16 protein-coding genes and 1 riboswitch are annotated in these 20117 nt (G+C 42.5%); of the genes, 10 read left to right on the forward strand and 6 right to left on the reverse strand.

Annotated features, from left to right (window positions below):
• Window positions 1-226: 226 nt before the first annotated feature.
• The 4 genes from F0342_RS14000 to F0342_RS14015 form a co-directional block, all read right to left on the reverse strand.
• Entirely contained in the window at window positions 227-1462 is a 1236-nt protein-coding gene (locus F0342_RS14000; RefSeq protein ID WP_149156539.1) for a dicarboxylate/amino acid:cation symporter, read from the reverse strand.
• A 161-nt stretch (window positions 1463-1623) separates the two neighbouring features.
• The gene (locus F0342_RS14005; protein WP_188048550.1) at window positions 1624-3015 is read right to left on the reverse strand and encodes a sensor histidine kinase; all 1392 of its coding nucleotides are present in this window, start codon (window positions 3013-3015) and stop codon (window positions 1624-1626) included.
• The gene (locus F0342_RS14010) at window positions 2999-3691 is read right to left on the reverse strand and encodes a response regulator transcription factor (protein ID WP_149156541.1); all 693 of its coding nucleotides are present in this window, start codon (window positions 3689-3691) and stop codon (window positions 2999-3001) included. Before F0342_RS14010 ends, F0342_RS14005 begins: the two co-directional genes overlap by 17 nt.
• A gap of 23 nt (window positions 3692-3714) precedes the next feature.
• Window positions 3715-4869: a hypothetical protein gene (locus F0342_RS14015; RefSeq protein WP_149156542.1), complete on the reverse strand. Its 1155-nt coding sequence runs from the start codon at window positions 4867-4869 to the stop codon at window positions 3715-3717.
• A 247-nt stretch (window positions 4870-5116) separates the two neighbouring features.
• On the opposite strand from F0342_RS14015, the gene F0342_RS14020 reads away from it, so the two are divergent.
• A complete protein-coding gene (locus F0342_RS14020) occupies window positions 5117-6070 on the forward strand; it encodes a polysaccharide deacetylase family protein (protein ID WP_149156543.1) in 954 nt (317 codons plus the stop codon).
• Between the two features lie 52 nt (window positions 6071-6122).
• On the opposite strand, the gene F0342_RS14025 is transcribed toward F0342_RS14020, so the two are convergent.
• A complete protein-coding gene (locus F0342_RS14025) occupies window positions 6123-6968 on the reverse strand; it encodes a DUF1206 domain-containing protein (RefSeq protein ID WP_149156544.1) in 846 nt (281 codons plus the stop codon).
• Window positions 6969-7169: 201 nt separating this feature from the next.
• A riboswitch (cyclic di-AMP (ydaO/yuaA leader) is annotated at window positions 7170-7307 on the forward strand.
• A gap of 241 nt (window positions 7308-7548) precedes the next feature.
• On the opposite strand from F0342_RS14025, the gene F0342_RS14030 reads away from it, so the two are divergent.
• Together F0342_RS14030 and F0342_RS14035 are read left to right on the forward strand one after the other, a co-directional pair.
• A complete protein-coding gene (locus tag F0342_RS14030) occupies window positions 7549-8205 on the forward strand; it encodes a potassium channel family protein (protein ID WP_148970228.1) in 657 nt (218 codons plus the stop codon).
• Between the two features lie 3 nt (window positions 8206-8208).
• Window positions 8209-9531 carry a TrkH family potassium uptake protein gene (locus F0342_RS14035; protein WP_149156545.1) on the forward strand — a complete coding sequence of 441 codons (1323 nt, stop codon included), beginning with the start codon at window positions 8209-8211 and terminating at the stop codon, window positions 9529-9531.
• A 16-nt stretch (window positions 9532-9547) separates the two neighbouring features.
• Here the strand turns inward: F0342_RS14035 and F0342_RS24905 are convergent, their stop codons facing one another.
• Window positions 9548-9706, reverse strand: a complete 159-nt coding sequence (locus F0342_RS24905) for a hypothetical protein (RefSeq protein WP_188048551.1) — start codon at window positions 9704-9706, stop codon at window positions 9548-9550.
• A 669-nt stretch (window positions 9707-10375) separates the two neighbouring features.
• On the opposite strand from F0342_RS24905, the gene serC reads away from it, so the two are divergent.
• From serC to uvrA, 7 genes are all read left to right on the forward strand, one after another.
• A complete protein-coding gene (gene serC / locus F0342_RS14040; protein WP_149156546.1) occupies window positions 10376-11455 on the forward strand; it encodes a 3-phosphoserine/phosphohydroxythreonine transaminase in 1080 nt (359 codons plus the stop codon).
• Between the two features lie 2 nt (window positions 11456-11457).
• Window positions 11458-12633: a phosphoglycerate dehydrogenase gene (locus tag F0342_RS14045; RefSeq protein WP_148970225.1), complete on the forward strand. Its 1176-nt coding sequence runs from the start codon at window positions 11458-11460 to the stop codon at window positions 12631-12633.
• A 70-nt stretch (window positions 12634-12703) separates the two neighbouring features.
• Window positions 12704-13474 carry an alpha/beta fold hydrolase gene (locus F0342_RS14050; RefSeq protein WP_188048552.1) on the forward strand — a complete coding sequence of 257 codons (771 nt, stop codon included), beginning with the start codon at window positions 12704-12706 and terminating at the stop codon, window positions 13472-13474.
• A gap of 77 nt (window positions 13475-13551) precedes the next feature.
• A complete protein-coding gene (locus F0342_RS14055) occupies window positions 13552-14193 on the forward strand; it encodes an HD domain-containing protein (protein ID WP_148970223.1) in 642 nt (213 codons plus the stop codon).
• A 72-nt stretch (window positions 14194-14265) separates the two neighbouring features.
• Window positions 14266-14496, forward strand: coding sequence for a CsbA family protein (locus F0342_RS14060; RefSeq protein WP_148970221.1), 231 nt, complete (start codon window positions 14266-14268; stop codon window positions 14494-14496).
• Between the two features lie 597 nt (window positions 14497-15093).
• A complete protein-coding gene (gene uvrB / locus F0342_RS14065) occupies window positions 15094-17076 on the forward strand; it encodes an excinuclease ABC subunit UvrB (RefSeq protein ID WP_148970220.1) in 1983 nt (660 codons plus the stop codon).
• 7 nt (window positions 17077-17083) lie between these two features.
• A complete protein-coding gene (uvrA, locus tag F0342_RS14070) occupies window positions 17084-19957 on the forward strand; it encodes an excinuclease ABC subunit UvrA (RefSeq protein WP_148970219.1) in 2874 nt (957 codons plus the stop codon).
• Window positions 19958-20117 lie beyond the last annotated feature (160 nt).

The raw sequence follows: 20117 nt of genomic DNA on the forward strand, positions 1-20117 counted from the left end.
TTTGATTTTAGCTGTTTCCAGCGGTTGATTGGAGTGCAAGACGAAGACTCCTGCGGGAAAGTAGCTTATGTGAGACCCCGCAGGCTTGCCGAGGAGGCTCACGGGCTACCAGTGGAAAGCGTAGTCTTGCACGGAAATCATTAGCGGTATGAAGAACCTACACTTCTATTGTTCGTCTTTTTATCGTGGTTTTTTAGTTTTGTCCCAGCCTCTTTTTATTCGATATTTATACGGAAGCGGCTTCATGATTGTCTCCATTTTCCGTCTTATCAATAATCGACGTACCAACCAAATCTCCCGTCACATTAAGAGCCGTACAACCCATTCCAACTAGGGCATCAATCGCCGTTAGCAGAGCGACGGTTTCCATCGGTAACCCGAGCTGGGCGAAAACAGTGGCAATCATGATGATACCTGCGCCGGGAACACCGGCTGTTCCAATTGAAGCCATAGTTCCTACGAGGACAACGACCAGCATATCAGTCAGGCTTAATGGGTTACCGATTACGTTAGCAGCGAAAACAGCCGAAACGGCGATCCGGATCGCAGCGCCATCCATATTGATCGTGGCACCAAGTGGTAAGCTGAATCCATATAAGCTTTTAGGCAGACCAAGATTTTTTGCGGCGTTTAATGTTAGAGGCAGGGTACCCGAGCTGCTCTGGGTCACAAATGCTGTGATCATCGGTGTCCGTGCCTGGGCAAAGAAACTGCCGGGACTAATCTTGAATATGAGCAAGGCGACAATATAGATGGCAATTTGGACAAACAATGCAATGTAAAGCACCAGAATCATATTTCCTAATGATAACAATGTGTCTAATCCCTGTTTTCCGACAGTAACTGCCATGATCGCAAAGATACCAATCGGGACATATTGAAGGATCACCTTCATGATGGCTAAGGTCGCTTCGTTTAATCCGTTCACGACTTTATATACCTGTTCACCCAGTTCGTGATGTTCCGTTGATGATCTTAAATAGGATATGGCAATACCGAACACAATGGCGGTAAAGATAATTCCCAGAAAGTTCATTTCCGTGAACGCAGTGACGATATTCTCCGGAATGATGTTCAGAAGTACACTGGTTACCCCCGGATTTTCCGGTACTTCGAATTTCTCCGCCGTATCGAGGGTCATGCCCGTTCCCGGATTGAAAATACTTGCAACGGAAATTCCTACCACAATCGCTAATGCTGATGAGAATAAATAATATAAGAACGTTTTTCCACCCATTCGGCTGAGTTTGCTCACATTAGTCTGGTTCACGCCGACCATCAATGTAAACAGGATAAGAGGGATGATAAGAAATTTCAGCAAGCGAATCAATATATCGCCAAGGGGGGAAAGAAAGGATGCATCCTTTCCGAATATCAATCCAGCCGCAATCCCAAGTACAAGAGCGACGGTTATTTTCACAATAAGGGATGTATTTAGATACCCTCTCCAAAGAGATTTCATTGTAACCCCTCCTTCTAATTAGTAGTAGATTTCCCAAAATATCTAAATTCTTATGGGTTTAGTGAGGATTTATTGTCATAAGATACAACAGAATAAAAAGAGTGTCAAAATTCATGCCTGATCCATACAAAAAAAGAGCCTGGATTCAAAATCCAAGCTCTTTAAGAAAGTAAGGGAAGGGTGAAACCGGCAGTTGTACCTGAACCCTTTTCACTTTTTACAAACAATTTTCCATGGTGCAATTCAATGATGTTTTTACAGATGGCTAGTCCTAACCCTAACCCATCTGAATTCTCCTTCTCCTTATAGAATAAGGTGGCAATATGCTGCAGGTGTTCTGGGTCGATTCCCTGCCCCTCATCTTCTATTTCAAAGGTAAAACGGGAATTCATCTTGTTATAACGTATGAAAACAGTTGAATCCGGGTCGGAGTACTTAATTGCGTTATCTAATAGATTGATCAACACTTGTCGAATACGATTCTCATCAGCAAATAGATCCATGGTCTCTTCGCTTTCCAACATAATGGATATTCCTTTTTCTTTCCGTTTTTGATCCAGCTGAAGAATGACTTCATTGACTGTACGGTTGAAAGAAAAGGTAGTGGGGTGAGTTGTAAATGATCCATTTGAAAATCGCGAAAAGTCCAATAGCTCCTCTACAAGTCCAATCAATCGATTCGTTTCGTTCGAAATGATGTTCAATCCCGTTTTGTTTTCCCGCACATTTTGTAAATCACCCGTCAGCAATGTTTCGCTCCATCCTTTAATACTCGTAAGGGGAGTGCGAAGTTCATGGGAAACGGAAGAGATGAACTCATTCTTCATTTTCTCCGTTTTAAGCAGTTCCCTCGCCATGTCATTAAAGGACGTACTCAAGGTTTGGAATTCGTCCTTGTATTGTCCGACAATTCTTGTTTCCAATTCTCCTTTAGCAAGCTTCTGTGATGCTTCGGTCAGTTCAATCACAGGTGTCGTTAAATTACGGGCAAAAAATGTACTCACCATAAAAACGATAAGCAAAATAACCAGTCCAATTAAAAATAAAGAAAGCAAGATCGTTCGGAAACTGTTATCCAGTGATTCCAAGGATGTAATAAACCGGATCAATCCAATGGTGTTATTCTCTCCATTTAACGGTACAGAGACAGCCAAAATATGCTCACCTGTTTTAGGATGGTTGCCAATCCAGGTTCCGCTGCCATTTCGAAATGCCTCCTCAATATCCTTGAAGTCAGGCTTTTGATCCGGAATAAAACCAGTCGATGAAGATAATAAGTCTCCATTGGCATTCAATATTTGTGTTTCGGCTTGAGGGATGGAGAAGTTATTTTGGAGATTGGCCAATTCATTCCTCAAGGTAAATGAATGAAGGTTCATATACTTATTGGCAAACTGTGACGAGTTAACAGCATGATTCTTCAGCATATCTATTGTACCGTTGTAGTAATAAGAATAGATTCCGGAAACGAGAATGCCTAAAAATAAAAGAATGGTTAAGGTGATAATGGACACGTTCTGAATGAGTAATCTTCTTTTAATTCCCATTTTCATCATTCCAGCGATATCCATATCCCCAAACCGTCAGGATATAGTGAGGATGGGAAGGATCTTCTTCAATTTTTTGACGGATTCGTCGAATATTCACATCCACAATTTTCGGATCACCTGCGTATTGAAGTCCCCATACTTCATCTAACAGATCATTTCGAGAGATCGCTTCCCCTTTTGCCTTAAATATAATGCTGAGTAATTCGTACTCTATCGGGGAAAGGTCAATCTTCTTTCCTTGAACGAATAGAAGTCTCTTCTGTTCGTCCAACGTGATGGGGGATTGGTTATCCTCCTTGACCTGATGAACATTCATTCTTCTCAGTAATGCTTCAATTCGAGCGATGAGCTCATTCGGACTGAATGGTTTCGGAATATAATCATCTGCCCCGTTCATCAATCCGTGTACCTTATCCATTTCTTGCACTTTAGCCGTTAACATGATGATTCCAATGGATGGATTCCAATTTCTGATCTCTTTGCAAGCCTCAAATCCGTTCATACCAGGGAGCATGACATCGAGTAAGACAATATCGACTGTGGGTTGGGCTTTCTTAACCAGGTCAATTCCATCCTCCGCGCTACCAGCTTGCAAGACAGCGTATCCGTATCGCATTAAGTTAATCTCGATAAAGCCACGGATGGCTTCTTCATCTTCAATAATCAAAATGTGCTTCATCCAACTACACCTCCATTTTCTCATCAGATAGGCTGGAAGAGACGCTTGCCTATTGCCGTTGAGTATTTTGTTACATATGTGAATTGATTGGTTTCATATAATAGATTCCACCCTTTTGGCAGTGATTGACCTTTGTCAATCGAGTATACATCAAATAACACACTGCCATCTTTTGTGGAAAGGAATTCCACATAACGTCCGTCTTCTGATTCCTTCACTTCTATAGATGGCCATTCCTGTGGAATCTCGAGCCTATATAAATAATCTGTATTGTCGTAGTATCGATGAATGAGCTCTGCTTGTTTTTGATCGTTGAGCTGATAATACTCATTGATGAATGGCATTTCAGAATAGGCAAGATTATCATCGCTTGCCTCTTTTTGCAGAGTGAATTCAAGGATTCCATCTCCGTTCGAATCTTCACTATTCACGGCATATGCCCTGAAAAGCTCTTCTTCACTTATGTTTTCCGGTATAACATTCATCAACTTCTCGTCCTCTACACCAATAATGAATGACGTAGACGAATGAGCACCTACACCTGCATCCAGTATCGCACCTTTTATAGAAGGGGAGATGGAACCTGCTAAGGAATGGTAGTAAGGGTATACATATGGATCTAATTTCAGCTCATCTAATACGTTCATTTTATGATTGCTGAATTGATAAAGACGAACGGAATGGGACTGGTTGGGTACGAGTGACGCAAGGAGGATTTCTCCTTGATCATCCTTAGTGAAGTTTCCTGAAAAAAACGCACTATATTGGGATTCCAACAGCTTCTTCGGTTTATCTTTAGATAGATCGTACACGATCAGTGCTTTGTCTGAAGCGTCTTCTGAGAAGGAGAACCCAACTAGTATTTCTTTGTATCCATCCTGGTTAAAGTCCAGAAATTCCACTTTATGAAGTTCCCTTCCAAGATCCTTCAATTTCATTGTTTCCTTCCATTCCCCTTTTTCTTCCTTTAGAACAATGGCTTCCATTTGAGAGGTTTGATCAGGTAGTCTATAAAATACGATCAATTCGTTCTTTTGATCGTGATCCAAATCTGCTTCAATCATTTTGTTTGCTTGTTTATCTTCAGACGGTGAAACCCATTCCGCCTGTGACGGAACATATTTTCCAATCGCTTGTTTCACTTCCTGCTGTTTAACCGGAAGTTCTGGTGGCTTCATTAACGATGTATTGGATTGGAATAAAGAGCAACCCGTACACATCGAAAGACAAAGCATTAGGAACAAAACCTTCTTCAATTGATCATCACATCCTGCCTAGAGCTTTCACTAGTATAGTGTAAACTCAATCGACAAAAGTAACAAAAAAGTTACAAAAGTCTCCCTTGCTTTGTAACCGGGAAGTAACCTTTTCCAGCGCTTATGTCCCTATCATTAAAGGTAACAAGAAAGTAGAAAGGTGATTGACATGGGGAGACAAGGGAAAAAAAGAAAATGGATCAAACCCATTGAGTTGGGAGGATTGGCAGGAGTGATCGTGTTATTACTCATTCTTTCAACTTCGTGGGTATTGGACATTGGGGAAGCGAAGAATTCAAAGGAAACAACCACTCAACAAAAAGTAGTCCAGGAAGAACCTCCTGAAAAAGTGGAAGGCGAATCGGGACAACCTGTAGTAGGGGATGAGGAACATGATAGCGATACTCAAGAAGAGGAACAAGAAGCTAATTCCAGTGAAGCGGAGAGTGTGAAAGACGACAATTACTATGAGGAAGAGGAAATAGAAGACCATTCGACCAATGTGAATGAACAAGGGACCTTCGAGGATGAAAAGACGGTCTACATCACATTCGATGATGGTCCGAATGAAAATACGGAAGCGATTCTTAAAGTGCTTAATCAATATGGTGCAAAAGCGAGCTTCTTTATGCTGGAACCGAATATGAAAAAACATAGTGAGGCAGTTCGACAGATGGTGGAAGAAGGGCATAGTGTCGGGTTGCATGGTGTCACCCATGATGTATCAGAAGTCTACCAATCTAGTGAATCGGTTGTAGGGGAGATGCTGACGGCCCAATCTACGTTAGAGTCCATTACGGGTATTCGCAGCGAGCTGATTCGCGTTCCTTATGGGTCAGTACCCAATATGAAGCCGGAATATTTGAAAGCAGTAAAGAGAGAGGGATTTAGTTTATGGGATTGGAATGTGGATAGTGAAGATTGGAAATATCATAGTGGGGAGTATGTTCAGAATGTCATGGATCAGTTAGCTTCTTATTCATATGAAAACCAGCCAAAAGTCATTCTTATTCATGAAAAATCTACGACACTCGCTTATTTAGATTCTTTACTTAAGAAGTTGACTGATCAAGGATATAATATGAAGACTTTAACAGAAGAAATGGATCCAGTTACATTTTAACAGTGGTGCCAGAAGAAAAAAGGAGCTGCCCTTTGGCTGCTCCTTTTCATTCTTAATACATGCTCATATGACGGTTTTTACCTGTTAAAATTTGAAACACGCCATATAGTACCAAGCCTGCCGCTACAATTCCCAGAAGCCATTGTCCATAAGGTTGTTGGGCTATCTTGGAAAGTGCTCCATCCAATCCTTGTGTTTTATCCGGATCGGCTGTGATCGCAGTTTGAATAAAGAAATAACCGATCAGTAAAAAGACGATGCCCCGGGAATATAACCCGAGCTTGCCTGTCTTTCTTCCCAATTCCCATTCTTTCTCGGACATTTCATGCCGTTTGAATTTGTTCGTGTATTTTTCAGTATAAGCATTATGAATTTCATAAAGTGCATATCCAATAATGATAAGTCCGACAATTCCTACAACCCATTGACCAAAGGGCTGAGACAATAACTTAGCAGATAAGGTTTGTTTAGATCCCGAACCGGAGCTTTTGGCATGCATCGCAATGGCGAAAGCATTATAAGTCAAAGAACCGTAAGCAATCCCGGTGATCAGATTAGCGAGTCTTCTAAACATTGATTTCCCGTCATTTTTCCCGTGTTCCGGATCTTTCACCACTTGAATGAGGTGCCAAAGAACAATTCCGATCAGGCCGAGACCTAATATCCAGAGAATGACTTCCCCAAAGGGTTTGCTTGCCACTGCTGAAAAGGCACCACTCGAGTCCGAAGTGCTTCCTCCTATTCCAAGTGCGGCCATAATGGCTAATGCGCCAATCAGCATATAAACAATCCCTCTTGAAATAAATCCAATTCGTGCAAACCCTCTGATCCAAGGTTTTATATCATTTGATGAAACAGATGAACTGTTTGATGTTGTAATGGATGAAATTCCTGCCATATACACTTCTTCCCTTCTGGTCCTATTTTCGTAATACTTATGTATGCTATTCCCCTGATATAGAAAAGAGAAACCTTTTTAACGAACATTAAATGCTGGATGGATTGAGATAATTTTGCCTGTTTTTCTTTTGAAAAATTTTTATATAAAACCTATTTACAACGAATTAGGAGAGGAGTAATATATCTATCATCAAATGAATATTCTTTATCGCTTAATTCATTTTTGAAGCGGGGGACCCAAGTGTTTTAAAGGGGTGAATCCTTTCATTGAAAGGTAGGGCTACTTCCATAACCCGAATCCGTCAGCTAACCTCGTAAGCGTAATGGGAGAGGATGATACTTGTGATCGATTATGGATGACCACAGGCTTAGTTCCTGCTGGTCTTTTTGCGTTGTTTAGAAGTCCGGCTCAGGGGGCTGGAGGGCCAGAGGTCATGAGTCAAACCTGCCATAAAGGCACAGGAAGCCCCGCCAGGTTCGCCTTATGTTATCGCCTCTATTCGAGCCGCATGGGCTTTTGTTGTAATGAAGAAGTACTATATGGTTAAGCTATTAAAAAGGTTTTGGAGGATTTCATCATGAAAAAGCAGTTTGCAGTTATTGGATTAGGGAGATTTGGAGGAAATCTGGTTCAGGAATTGGCTGATCTGGATGTTGAAGTGTTAGCCATTGATATTCATCACGATGTCGTCCAGCATTATATAGACATTGCCACGCATGCCGTGCAGGCGAATGCCATGGATGAATCTGTATTGAAATCCCTTGGTCTCAGAAACTTTGATCACGTGATCGTGTCCTTTGGGGATAATATAGAAGCAAGTATTCTTACCACCTTACTTTTAAAAGAATTAGGGGTTAAAGAAGTATGGGTCAAAGCTTCGAACTCCTATCATCAGAAGGTGTTGGACCGGATCGGGGCAGATAAAGTCATTCACCCGGAACGTGACATGGCGCGAAGAATCGCCCACCACATTACATCAGAAAAGATCATTGATTATATAGAGCTTTCGAAGGAGCACAGCATTGTAGAAGTGCGTGCGTCTAAAAAAGTCGCGGGCAAAACGTTAATTGATCTCGATGTCCGTGCGAAATTCGGTTGTAATATTATTGCCATTCACCGCGGGGAGGAAGTCATTGTCTCTCCTTCTGCTGATGAATTCATAAAAATTGAAGATCTACTGATTGTCATTGGACATAACAGGGATATCAATCGATTTGAAAAAGAAGGTGTATAACCTATGAAGCATAGGGTGATCCGGTTAAGCCCTCCTCAACTTCTCGTTGTGACATTTCTATTTTTTATCATAGTAGGAATGGGATTACTTAAACTGCCGTTTGCCACCACAGAATCGATTACATGGCTTGATGCCTTGTTCACGACGACTTCCGCTATGACGGTCACAGGGCTTGCGGTCGTTGATACGGGAGGGTCCTTCACTCTTTTTGGTGAAGTGGTCATTATGAGTCTGATCCAAATCGGGGGACTGGGTATCATGTCCTTTGCTGTCTTGATCTTTATGATGCTTGGAAAGAAAATCGGATTTAAAGAACGACTTCTTCTTCAACAGGCATTAAATCAGACGTCTGTAGGAGGAGTCATCAAGCTTGTAAAATATTTATTTATCTTTTCCTTCCTTGTTGAAGGTTTCGCCGTTCTTTTATTGGCGTCAGAATGGGTTCCTGAATTCGGTTGGAGAAGAGGGCTTTACGTCAGTATATTTCATTCTATTTCCGCGTTTAATAATGCAGGATTCTCTCTTTGGCCCGATAGTTTAATGGGGTATGTGGGAAGTCCCATCGTCAATATCACGATTTCGTTTCTGTTTATTGTAGGTGGGATCGGATTCACCGTTTTAGTAGACTTATGGAAATCAAAAACGATTCGAAAACTGTCACTCCATACGAAAATCATGGTAGTTGGGACAATTGTCATCAATATATTCGCTTTTATGATGATTTTCATCCTGGAGTATAATAACCCGAACACACTGGCTCAATTACCATTCCTTGATAAACTATTCGCTTCTTATTTTCAAGCAGTCACGCCCCGCACGGCTGGTTTTAACTCGCTTGACTACGGAAGTATGGAACGCTCCACATTGCTGCTCACGATTCTTTTGATGTTCATCGGGGCCGGGAGTGCTTCAACGGGTGGAGGAATCAAACTGACCACCTTTGTGGTGATTTCATTGAGTGTGTTTGCTTTCTTGAAGGAGAAAAGAGAGATTCGTATTTTCCGTCGTACGATTGATCAAAACTATATTTTTAAAGCTTTGGCTGTGTCGATGATCAGTGTGCTCCTTGTTTTTACGGCTCTGTTTTTCCTTGATATGACTGAAAAGAATGCTTCTTTCCTGGCTATTCTCTTTGAAGTGGTCTCAGCCTTTGGAACGGTAGGCTTGTCCATGGGGATTACCGGCTCTCTGACAGCGATAGGTAAATGGATCATTATCATCGTGATGTTTGTCGGGAAACTGGGCCCACTTACACTGGCTTTCTCCCTATCAAGACCGGACAAAGAAAAGATCCACTATCCAAAAGAGGATATATTAACAGGTTAATACTCAACCAACCGGCTCACTTCATTTTGCCCTTCGCGGGTAAGTAAGGGAGCCGGTTTTTTATTTCTTTTAGGCTCTTTTCGTGAAGGTTTGAGAATATAATTGAATCTGCCAGGGCTCTGTCAATGAATGTGTGCTGGATGGTGAGGGGAACCGATCCGCTTGCAGCTAGCATTGAGCAGAGCCTCCTCAGCTTTGCCGAACGGGGTCTTGGCACGCCCGAAATCGCAGGAGTCTACGCAGTTCCCCTTACCATCTATAAAAAAATTCATGACAAAGCTTAATATAGAAAACGGACTACTGCTCTCTTTTAATGAGGTTATTTACGGTGGGAGCATTGTTTAGTTCATTTAAAAGATAGTTTAATGATCCCTCGATTTATGAGTAAAAATAAAATTTTCTTTTACTCCTTTGTAGATATTTTTTTTTGGAAAAAACGCTCAACATTCCTACAATAGGAGCTTTTTGTATTGGCTATACGTCATTAGGAGAAGCACAGAGTGGATTGTAGCGGAAGGTACTTAACTCCTGCGGGCAATAGAGGAAAGGTCGAGACCCCACAGACTTGAACGTCGAGGAGGCTCGACTTCCTCCCCGCGGAAAGGAACGGTCCATGTTTTCGCACTACCACTCATTCAAAACAAAAATTCACTTTTGGGAAGTTATGCAAACCATAATGTTTATGAAAAGAGCTTTTTTAAAAACGACAAAGAATCAATCCATAACCACGCATGAGTCTAAAAACGGTTCTGTTAAGCGTTTTCATCATTTGTTTTTGATATTGACTAAACGACTGTGCGCGATTATACTGTTGAAAAATTCTGAACTTTAGGCGGTGCTGTTGTTGAAGCGTGTGTATAATTTTTCTGCTGGTCCTGCGGTGTTACCTGAGCCTGTTCTAAAAAAGGTTCAAGGCGAATTATTGAACTATCAAGAAACGGGCATGTCTGTAATGGAATTAAGTCATCGATCTGCCCCTTTCCAAAATATAATAGGAGAAGCTCAAGGTTTATTACGTGAACTGCTCTCGATTCCAGATGATTACCATGTCGTCTTTATGCAAGGAGGAGCATCCCTGCAATTTTCCATGATTCCTCTAAACTTACTGGGTTCAGATCAAGAAGCTGACTATGTCCTGACAGGCAGCTGGTCAAAGAAAGCTGTCAAAGAAGCAGAAAAGGTTGGGAATGTCCGTACTTTATCACCTCAAGAAAAGTTTGAGATCCCTGCTTATACACCTGAAGATTTTTCAACACAGTCAAGCTACGTACATATTACCTCCAACAATACAATTGAAGGAACACGTTACCATAAATGGCCTGAAACAGGAGGCATTCCACTTATAGCCGATATGTCCTCCCATATCCTTTCGGAGAAAATAGACGTTTCCTCCTTTGGGATGATCTATGCAGGTGCTCAAAAGAATCTGGGTCCTTCTGGTGTAACGGTGGCGATCATTCATGAAAGTCTGGTTGGTCAAGCATCGAATAAGTGTCCAACGATGCTGGATTACGAAACATATGTAAAGCATGATTCGCTCTTTAACACGCCTCCAACCTTCTCTATATACGTATTAAAACTTGTACTGGAGTGGGTGAAGGAAAATGGAGGAGTGGAAGGGATGCAGGCTGAAAATGAGAGGAAGGCCGGTCTCCTATACACCTGTATAGACGGATCATCTTTATTCCACAACCCTGTCCCGGAAAAAAATCGCTCCTTAATGAACATTCCTTTTTCAACACGTGATGAGGAGCTGGACTCCCGGTTTCTAAAAGAAGCCAAGGCAGAAGGGTTTGAATTTTTAAAAGGACACCGTTCTGTTGGTGGAATGCGAGCGAGTCTATATAATGCCATGCCGCTACGAGGAGTGGAAGCACTGGTCGATTTCATGAAAAAATTTGAGTCTAAGCAAGGAGGATTATAAGGATGATTTCAATCAATACGTACAATGCAATAAGTCAAAGCGGACTTTCACTGATCGAGGATGACCTGAACTACCATCTGAATGGAAATGGTGATCCCGATGGAATCCTGGTCAGATCCAAGAACTTGCATGATTTCTCTTTTCCTGCGTCAGTCAAAGCCATTGCCCGGGCAGGAGCAGGGGTCAATAATATCCCGATTGATCAATGTACGGAAAAAGGAATTGTTGTCTTTAATACACCCGGTGCGAATGCAAACGCCGTGAAAGAGCTCGTACTGGCTAATTTGATCGCTTCTTCACGTAACCTTTATTCTGCTGTCGGCTGGACAAACACTTTAAGAGAAACAGAGGAAGATGTACCAAGTGTCGTAGAAGCAAAGAAAAAAGAATTCGTAGGAAGCGAGATTAAAGGGAAGAAACTCGGAGTCGTAGGGTTAGGCGCGATTGGCGTCCTTGTCGCAAATGATGCCCTGGCCCTTGGGATGGATGTGGTCGCCTATGATCCATTTATATCAGTGGAAGCAGCGTGGCGTTTATCCCAGGATGTGAAGCGCGCTCATCATATTGAAGAAGTATGGGCAGAGTGTGATTTTGTGACGCTACACATTCCATTAACAGACAAGACGGAAAGCTTTGTGAGTGAAGAAGGCTTCACTAAGATGAAAAAGGGTATGACGATCTTAAACTTTTCAAGAGGTGAGCTAGTAGAAGAAGATGCTCTGGAAAAGGCCCTTGAAGCAGGAATTGTCCGTAAATATGTGACGGATTTCCCAAATAAAAAGGTTTTGAACATGAAAAACGTCGTCCCTGTGCCTCATTTGGGTGCATCTACCGTAGAATCTGAAGAAAACTGTGCCATCATGGCGACAAAGCAGCTGAAAACATATCTTGAAACGGGTAATATTAAGCATGCTGTGAACCTGCCTGATGTGGAACTTCCTTATAGTGGAAAAATGCGAGTGACGGTCATGCACCAAAACATCCCGAATATGGTCAGTCAAATCGCCAATGTTCTCTCAGGGTACGCAGTCAACATCGCAGATATGATTAACCGCAGTAAACATACGTGGGCCTATACCATGATTGATTTGGATCAAAAACTCCTCGAAGAAGAACAATATCAAGTGAAAAGCAGGATGAAAGAAATACACGGTATTGTTTCCGTCCGTCTCATTTAAATAAAGTGACTAGAACTCCCTTAACCCGAGAACAATGTGTAGTAAAGCGGTTGAGGGAGGATTTATTTTTATGGCGATGATTCATTTTAAGGGTAGAGATCTTTATTTTGACGATATAGGAGAGGGGAATCCCCTGGTCTTGATCCATCCCCCGGGCATGGGAAGGATGACCTTCATAAAGCAGCATGTGCTTTCCAGGCATTTTCGACTCATCATTCCGGACTTAACAGGACATGGAGACTCCTTTACCCTGGATCAGAATATAAGTATCGCTGAGTTTGTAGAGGATATAAAGGCGATCCTCGACAACTTGAACATTGCTGCATGTGTGATGCTTGGATATTCTGCGGGGGGAATAGTAGGACAAACATTCGCCTGTACCTATGAAAATCGGGTTTCCGCCCTCATTCTAGTAGGGGGATATCCGAAAGTCACGAATCCCAAGCTGATATGGATGCACCATATGGGCATGAAAATGGTTCGTGACCATCCTGCCCGCCTATCGGGGATTATTTCCAGAGCACATTTCAAGGACAAGCTTGAGCGTGAGAAGCTCAGGGGTCATATGAATAAGGCGAACCCCCATATTTGGTATCAGTTCTACGAGCAATCCCTTCATTATGATGGGATAAAGCAGGTCGAGAAGCTTCCCATACCGCTACTCTTAATTTATGGGGAAAGGTCGGATTGGATCAATTCTCATCTAAAACTGTATAACGATTGCTATCCTAAGAAAATATATATCATTCCAGGAGCCTCTCATCAAATTCCCACACGTTATCACGATGCTCTAAATAATATACTGTTAGGAGAAATTGAAGGGTTGGAAGCTAAGGGTTAGTGGATAATCTTTGCCCTTGCTCCTTCAACTTGATACTATTTTCATAAAGTAAAGTCGATCAACGAGAGGAGAATAACATGGGAATTCATCATTATTTTAAGAGCTTATCGGACCTTGAAACCCTCATTCGCTGTCCTGGGCGATTTAAGTATCATGAGCACAATGTAGCAAGCCACTCATTTAAGGTAACTAAAATAGCTCAATTTCTTGGGACTGTAGAGGAACAGAACGGGAAAGAAATCGATTGGAAAGCTCTGTATGAAAAAGCACTGAATCATGACTACGCAGAGTTATTTACTGGCGATATCAAGACCCCTGTGAAGTATGCATCGGGAGAGTTACGTGAACTTTTCAGCCAGGTGGAAGATCAGATGGTCAATAAATTCATTACTACAGAATTTCCCCCGCAATTTCAAGAAGTGTACAGAGAACGGTTTAAAGAGGGAAAAGACGATACCCTTGAAGGAAGGGTCTTATCTGTCGCAGACAAAATCGATCTTCTGTATGAATCCTTTGGAGAAATTCAAAAAGGGAATCCGGAACCTCTATTTATTGAAATTTATCAAGAAGCCCTATCTACGATTGTGAAATACAAGGACCTGGAGTGCGTACAATACTTCTTGGAATATATTCTGCCTGATATGTTGTCTGAAAAATTCATCCCTCATAGTGAGTTAAAGGAAAGGACCCAGAGATTAATTCAGCAGGGTGAGGAGTAGGAAAAACCTTTCCAGATAGGGAAATCTTCGGTAGAATATGTGTTATTCCCTTATCTTTAAGGAGAGTTGAACGTGTCCAAAATCATTTTAGGTTTATTTTTACCAGGATTGCTTGTCGTTCTGTTCACACGCGTTACTTACAATCATTATGTCGGATTGATCTTGACCGTAGCCCTCATTGCAGCTTCTGTTTCGAAGGGCTATACGGACTCCTGGTTACTGATTGTCGTAGACGCGGCTTCATTAACCGTCGGATTCTGGTATAGCGACCGGATGATGAAAAAAGCGAAGAGAAGTGCATGATTTCGATGACAGATGAATAGAAATTTGAAAACAGGGCCTATCTTTTTAAAAGATAGGCCCTGTTTTTCTTATGACAAAGGGCTTGCATATTCCTTTGAAAAGGTCGGGAGAGAATTCCTGTGTCAAACAGATATCATAATTGTGGATAAATAAAGAATAGTGTGAATAAGTAAGGGGGGTGGACATGTTATTCACAGATTGAATCCGCATTCATCAACATTGTGCACAAGAAATTTGACGAATTGTGAATAAACTTAGGGATTTTCCACAAGGAATATCTACTTATACACATAGTTGTACACAGGTTGTGTATAGAAATGCTCGGATTATGTCGGAAATTTCTTATAAGCTCCTTGCTGCCTGCCGTAAAATGTCGAAATCATGATTTAAGCCTCTAAACTGTTTCTTCATCAAAAGTTATCCACAACCAAGATGATGTTATCTCTACAAAATAAAAAAAACGAACTTTTGTTCGCTTATTATTGGTTAATACTGTAGGAAATGTGGTAGAATGTGTATAGAAGAATGGACAGTGTTTAAGATGGGTATAAGTAGGTAAATACAAGGTAGCATTCCTTTATAATAGGAGGTTTCACGGTGAAAGATCAATTCGAGCTCAAGTCTAAATATAAACCAGAGGGAGATCAGCCCCTGGCGATTGAGAAATTAGTTCAAGGCATAAATGAGGGGAAACGTCATCAAACCTTACTTGGAGCTACAGGTACAGGAAAGACATTCACTGTCTCCAATGTGATTAAGCAGGTTGAAAAGCCGACCCTCATTATTGCTCATAATAAAACATTGGCGGGGCAGCTCTACAGTGAATTTAAAGAGTTTTTCCCTGATAACGCCGTTGAATATTTTGTCAGTTACTATGACTATTATCAGCCGGAAGCATACGTTCCTCAAACGGATACGTTTATTGAGAAGGATGCAAGCATCAATGATGAAATCGATAAACTCAGGCACTCTGCCACATCTTCTTTGTTTGAGCGAAAAGATGTCATCATCATTGCCAGCGTGTCCTGTATTTATGGTTTAGGTAACCCGGAGGAATACCGGGAGCTCGTTCTTTCCCTGCGTACAGGTATGGAAATCGAACGAAATCAATTGCTGCGTAAGCTTGTGGATATTCAATATGAACGAAACGACATCGACTTTCAGCGTGGAACCTTCCGTGTGCGAGGCGACGTAGTGGAAATTTTCCCGGCTTCCCGGGATGAACACTGTATGCGTGTAGAGTTTTTCGGAGATGAAATTGACCGGATTCGTGAAGTGGATGCCCTGACCGGTGAAATCATGGGCGATCGAGATCATATCGCGATTTTCCCGGCTTCCCACTTCGTAACCCGTGAAGAAAAATTGCAGGTCGCCATCAAGAATATTGAAAAAGAGCTTGAAGAGCAATTAGCCATCATGAAAGAAGAAAATAAGCTGCTTGAGGCCCAGCGTTTAGAGCAACGGACCCGTTATGATCTCGAAATGATGAGGGAGATGGGCTTTTGCTCAGGGATTGAAAACTACTCCCGTCACCTGACACTAAGGCCGTCCGGATCGACACCGTATACTCTTCTGGACTATTTTCCAGACGATTTCTTAATTGTTGTTGACGAGTCCCATGTGACATTACCTCAAATCAGGGGGATGTTTAACGGGGATCAGGCCCGTAAAAAAGTGCTTGTGGATCACGGCTTCCGTCTGCCTTCAGCCATGGACAATCGTCCCCTGCGCTTCGAAGAATTTGAGAAGAAAACACAGCAGCTCCTCTATGTTTCGGCAACTCCTGGACCATATGAGTTGGAGCATAGTCCTGAAATGGTTGAGCAGATCATCCGTCCGACAGGACTGTTAGATCCGATTATCGAGGTACGTCCCATAGAAGGACAAATCGATGACCTTCTGGGTGAAATCAACGAACGTATTGAGAAAAATGAACGTGTCCTTGTGACTACCCTTACGAAGAAAATGTCTGAGGATCTCTCTGCATATTTGAAGGAAATGGGTATTAAAGTTCAATATTTGCATTCAGAAATCAAAACCTTGGAACGGATTGAAATTATTCGCGACCTCCGTTTAGGTAAATATGATGTATTAGTGGGAATCAACCTACTTCGTGAAGGATTGGACATTCCCGAAGTATCACTCGTCACCATACTGGATGCCGATAAAGAAGGGTTCTTGCGTTCTGAACGTTCCCTCATTCAAACGATTGGCCGTGCAGCTCGTAATAGTAACGGTAAAGTCATCATGTACGCGGACAAAATGACCGACTCTATGCAAAAAGCACTTGATGAGACAGAACGTCGTCGAACGATACAAGAAGAATATAATGAAAAACACGGCGTTACCCCGACGACCATACAAAAAGAAATCCGGGATGTCATCAGGGCAACTCATGCCGCAGAAGAAGCAGGGGTTTATGAAGGAGAACAGACAAAAGTTTCGAAAATGTCTAAACCGGAGCGACAAAAACTTATTGCTAGCTTAGAAGTGGAAATGAAGGAAGCAGCCAAGGCATTGGACTTTGAGCGCGCTGCACAGCTTCGTGATACCATTCTTGAGCTCAAGGCGGAAGGATGAACGATATATGGCGCGAGATCAAATAATCGTACAAGGAGCTAGAGCTCATAATTTAAAAAATATAGATATTAAAATCCCCCGGGATAAACTGGTCGTTTTAACAGGGCTTTCGGGTTCAGGTAAGTCATCCCTTGCCTTTGATACCATTTATGCAGAAGGACAAAGACGTTATGTCGAATCCCTTTCTGCCTATGCGCGTCAATTTCTAGGTCAAATGGATAAACCTGATGTCGATGCCATCGAAGGGTTGTCCCCGGCGATTTCCATCGATCAAAAAACAACGAGTCGTAATCCCCGTTCGACTGTAGGGACGGTAACAGAAATTTACGACTATCTAAGACTGTTGTTTGCAAGAGTAGGGAAACCGATTTGTCCAAATCACGGGATCGAAATCTCCTCCCAAACGATTGAACAAATGGTCGACCGTATTCTTGAATACCCGGAAAGAACGAAGCTTCAAGTACTGGCACCAGTTGTATCAGGCCGTAAAGGAACTCACGTGAAGACCCTTGAAGAAATCAAGAAACAAGGGTTTGTTCGAGTACGTATCAATGGTGAAGTCCAGGATCTTGGAGAAGAAATCTCGCTGGAAAAAAATAAAAAGCACTCCATTGAAGTGATTATTGATCGAATCGTCGTGAAGGAAGGTGTCGCAGCACGTCTGTCCGACTCACTTGAAACTGCACTTAGATTGGCAGACGGTCAGGTGATCATCGATGTAATCGGGGAAGAAGAGCTTTTATTCAGTGAGCATCACGCATGTCCATACTGTGGATTTTCCATAACGGAACTGGAACCAAGAATGTTTTCCTTCAATAGTCCATACGGTGCCTGCACAAGTTGTGATGGGTTAGGAACAAAGCTTGAAGTCGATAAGGAGCTCGTGATTCCCAATTGGGATCGCACTCTCGACGAACATGCGATTGCTCCGTGGGAACCGACAAGCTCCCAATACTATCCGTCTCTTCTTAAGGCCGTATGTGATCACTATGATATTCCGATGGATATGCCTGTGAAGGAAATTCCGAAACAACAAATGGATAAGGTCCTGTATGGATCCGGCAAAGATGAGATTTACTTCCGTTACGAGAACGATTTTGGTCAAGTTCGTGAAAACTATCTTCGTTTCGAGGGAGTCATCCCGAATGTTGAGCGCCGTTACCGTGAAACGAGCTCTGATTATATCCGTGAACAGATGGAGAAATACATGGCGCAGCAGGATTGCCCAACCTGTAAAGGCCACCGTTTGAAAGAAGAGAGCTTAGCAGTAAAAGTAGACTCACTTCATATTGGGGAAGTAACAGCCTTTTCAATAGAAGAAGCAGAGCAGTTTTTCCATAAGCTCGAGCTATCTGAAAAAGATATGAAGATTGCCAATCTTATTTTGAGGGAGATCCGTGAACGCCTCGGATTCCTGGTCAACGTTGGACTTGAGTACCTCACACTAAGCCGGGCAGCAGGCACGCTTTCGGGGGGAGAGGCTCAACGGATTCGTTTAGCGACTCAAATCGGTTCCCGTCTGACGGGGGTCCTCTACATTCTTGATGAGCCGTCCATCGGATTGCACCAACGGGACAATGACCGACTGATCGACACCTTAAAGAACATGAGGGAAATAGGAAACACCTTGATCGTAGTCGAGCATGATGAAGATACGATGATGGCTGCAGACTACCTCATCGATATCGGACCTGGAGCGGGTGTTCACGGGGGAGAAGTGGTGTCTGCTGGAACACCACAAGAAGTGATGGATGACTCGAACTCATTAACGGGTCAGTACCTTTCAGGGAAGAAGTTCATCCCTCTCCCACAGGAAAGACGTAAACCTGATGGCCGGTACTTAGAGATTGTGGGAGCGAAAGAAAATAACCTGAACAACGTCAAAGTGAAGCTGCCATTAGGAATCTTTACCGCTGTGACTGGAGTATCCGGATCCGGTAAAAGTACGTTGATCAATGAAATCCTGCATAAGTCACTGGCTCAAAAGCTTCATAATGCAAAATCAAAACCTGGTGAGCATAAAGAAGTGAAGGGGATTGACCACCTTGATAAGGTCATCGATATCGATCAATCACCGATCGGTCGTACCCCAAGATCCAACCCGGCTACTTATACCGGGGTATTCGATGATATCCGGGATGTATTTGCCACAACCAATGAAGCGAAAGTTCGGGGCTATAAAAAAGGCCGTTTCAGCTTTAATGTTAAAGGAGGACGTTGTGAAGCATGTCGCGGAGACGGGATCATCAAGATCGAAATGCACTTCCTTCCAGATGTGTACGTTCCATGTGAAGTTTGTCACGGGAAACGATACAACCGGGAAACACTTGAAGTGAAATATAAAGATAAAAATATTTCTGATGTGCTCGAGATGACAGTCGAAGATGCAGTGAAATTCTTCGAGAACATTCCGAAGATTAAACGTAAACTGCAAACCATCTTTGATGTTGGACTTGGCTACATCACATTAGGTCAGCCAGCCACTACGTTATCAGGGGGAGAGGCCCAACGTGTGAAGCTTGCTTCAGAATTGCATCGTCGTTCTACGGGCCGCTCTCTATACATTCTGGATGAGCCGACAACTGGACTTCATGTGGATGACATTGCTAGACTCTTAGTTGTTCTTCAACGACTTGTTGAAAACGGAGATACGGTCCTCGTCATCGAACACAATCTTGATGTCATTAAAGCAGCCGATTACCTTGTAGATCTTGGTCCTGAAGGCGGGGACAAAGGTGGTACGATTGTTGCAAGCGGAACCCCTGAAAAAGTGGCCGAAGTACAAGGTTCCTACACAGGAAAGTACCTGAAACCTGTGCTTGAGCGCGATCGTGAACGGATGAAGAAGAAGATTAGGGAAAAAGAAGAAGTGACGAATTAATGATGGGAGAGATGCAATGCAAAGCGCATCTCTCTTTTTAATAAAAAAACCATTCCCGACGTCAATCCCCAACCAAAACCACAACTCCATACCTATCTAAAATCAGCCTCAAGTTGGAGTGAAGAACATTCCCATTATGTGAAAATAAGATTACAAACAA

It is taken from the genome of Bacillus sp. CH30_1T (assembly GCF_008364765.1).
GTDB lineage: Bacteria > Bacillota > Bacilli > Bacillales > Bacillaceae_B > Rossellomorea.

Excerpts from the sequence above, each read along its gene's own strand:
- F0342_RS14030 (WP_148970228.1), top strand. The coding sequence starts at position 7,549 with ATGAAAAAGCAGTTTGCAGTTATTGGATTAGGGAGATTTGGAGGAAAT.
- uvrA (WP_148970219.1), top strand. The coding sequence starts at position 17,084 with ATGGCGCGAGATCAAATAATCGTACAAGGAGCTAGAGCTCATAATTTA.
- F0342_RS14025 (WP_149156544.1), bottom strand. The coding sequence starts at position 6,968 with ATGGCAGGAATTTCATCCATTACAACATCAAACAGTTCATCTGTTTCA.
- F0342_RS14020 (WP_149156543.1), top strand. The coding sequence starts at position 5,117 with ATGGGGAGACAAGGGAAAAAAAGAAAATGGATCAAACCCATTGAGTTG.
- F0342_RS24905 (WP_188048551.1), bottom strand. The coding sequence starts at position 9,706 with ATGCTAGCTGCAAGCGGATCGGTTCCCCTCACCATCCAGCACACATTC.
- F0342_RS14050 (WP_188048552.1), top strand. The coding sequence starts at position 12,704 with ATGGCGATGATTCATTTTAAGGGTAGAGATCTTTATTTTGACGATATA.
- F0342_RS14015 (WP_149156542.1), bottom strand. The coding sequence starts at position 4,869 with ATGAAGCCACCAGAACTTCCGGTTAAACAGCAGGAAGTGAAACAAGCG.
- F0342_RS14010 (WP_149156541.1), bottom strand. The coding sequence starts at position 3,691 with ATGAAGCACATTTTGATTATTGAAGATGAAGAAGCCATCCGTGGCTTT.
- F0342_RS14045 (WP_148970225.1), top strand. The coding sequence starts at position 11,458 with ATGATTTCAATCAATACGTACAATGCAATAAGTCAAAGCGGACTTTCA.
- F0342_RS14035 (WP_149156545.1), top strand. The coding sequence starts at position 8,209 with ATGAAGCATAGGGTGATCCGGTTAAGCCCTCCTCAACTTCTCGTTGTG.
- F0342_RS14055 (WP_148970223.1), top strand. The coding sequence starts at position 13,552 with ATGGGAATTCATCATTATTTTAAGAGCTTATCGGACCTTGAAACCCTC.
- F0342_RS14005 (WP_188048550.1), bottom strand. The coding sequence starts at position 3,015 with ATGAAAATGGGAATTAAAAGAAGATTACTCATTCAGAACGTGTCCATT.
- F0342_RS14000 (WP_149156539.1), bottom strand. The coding sequence starts at position 1,462 with ATGAAATCTCTTTGGAGAGGGTATCTAAATACATCCCTTATTGTGAAA.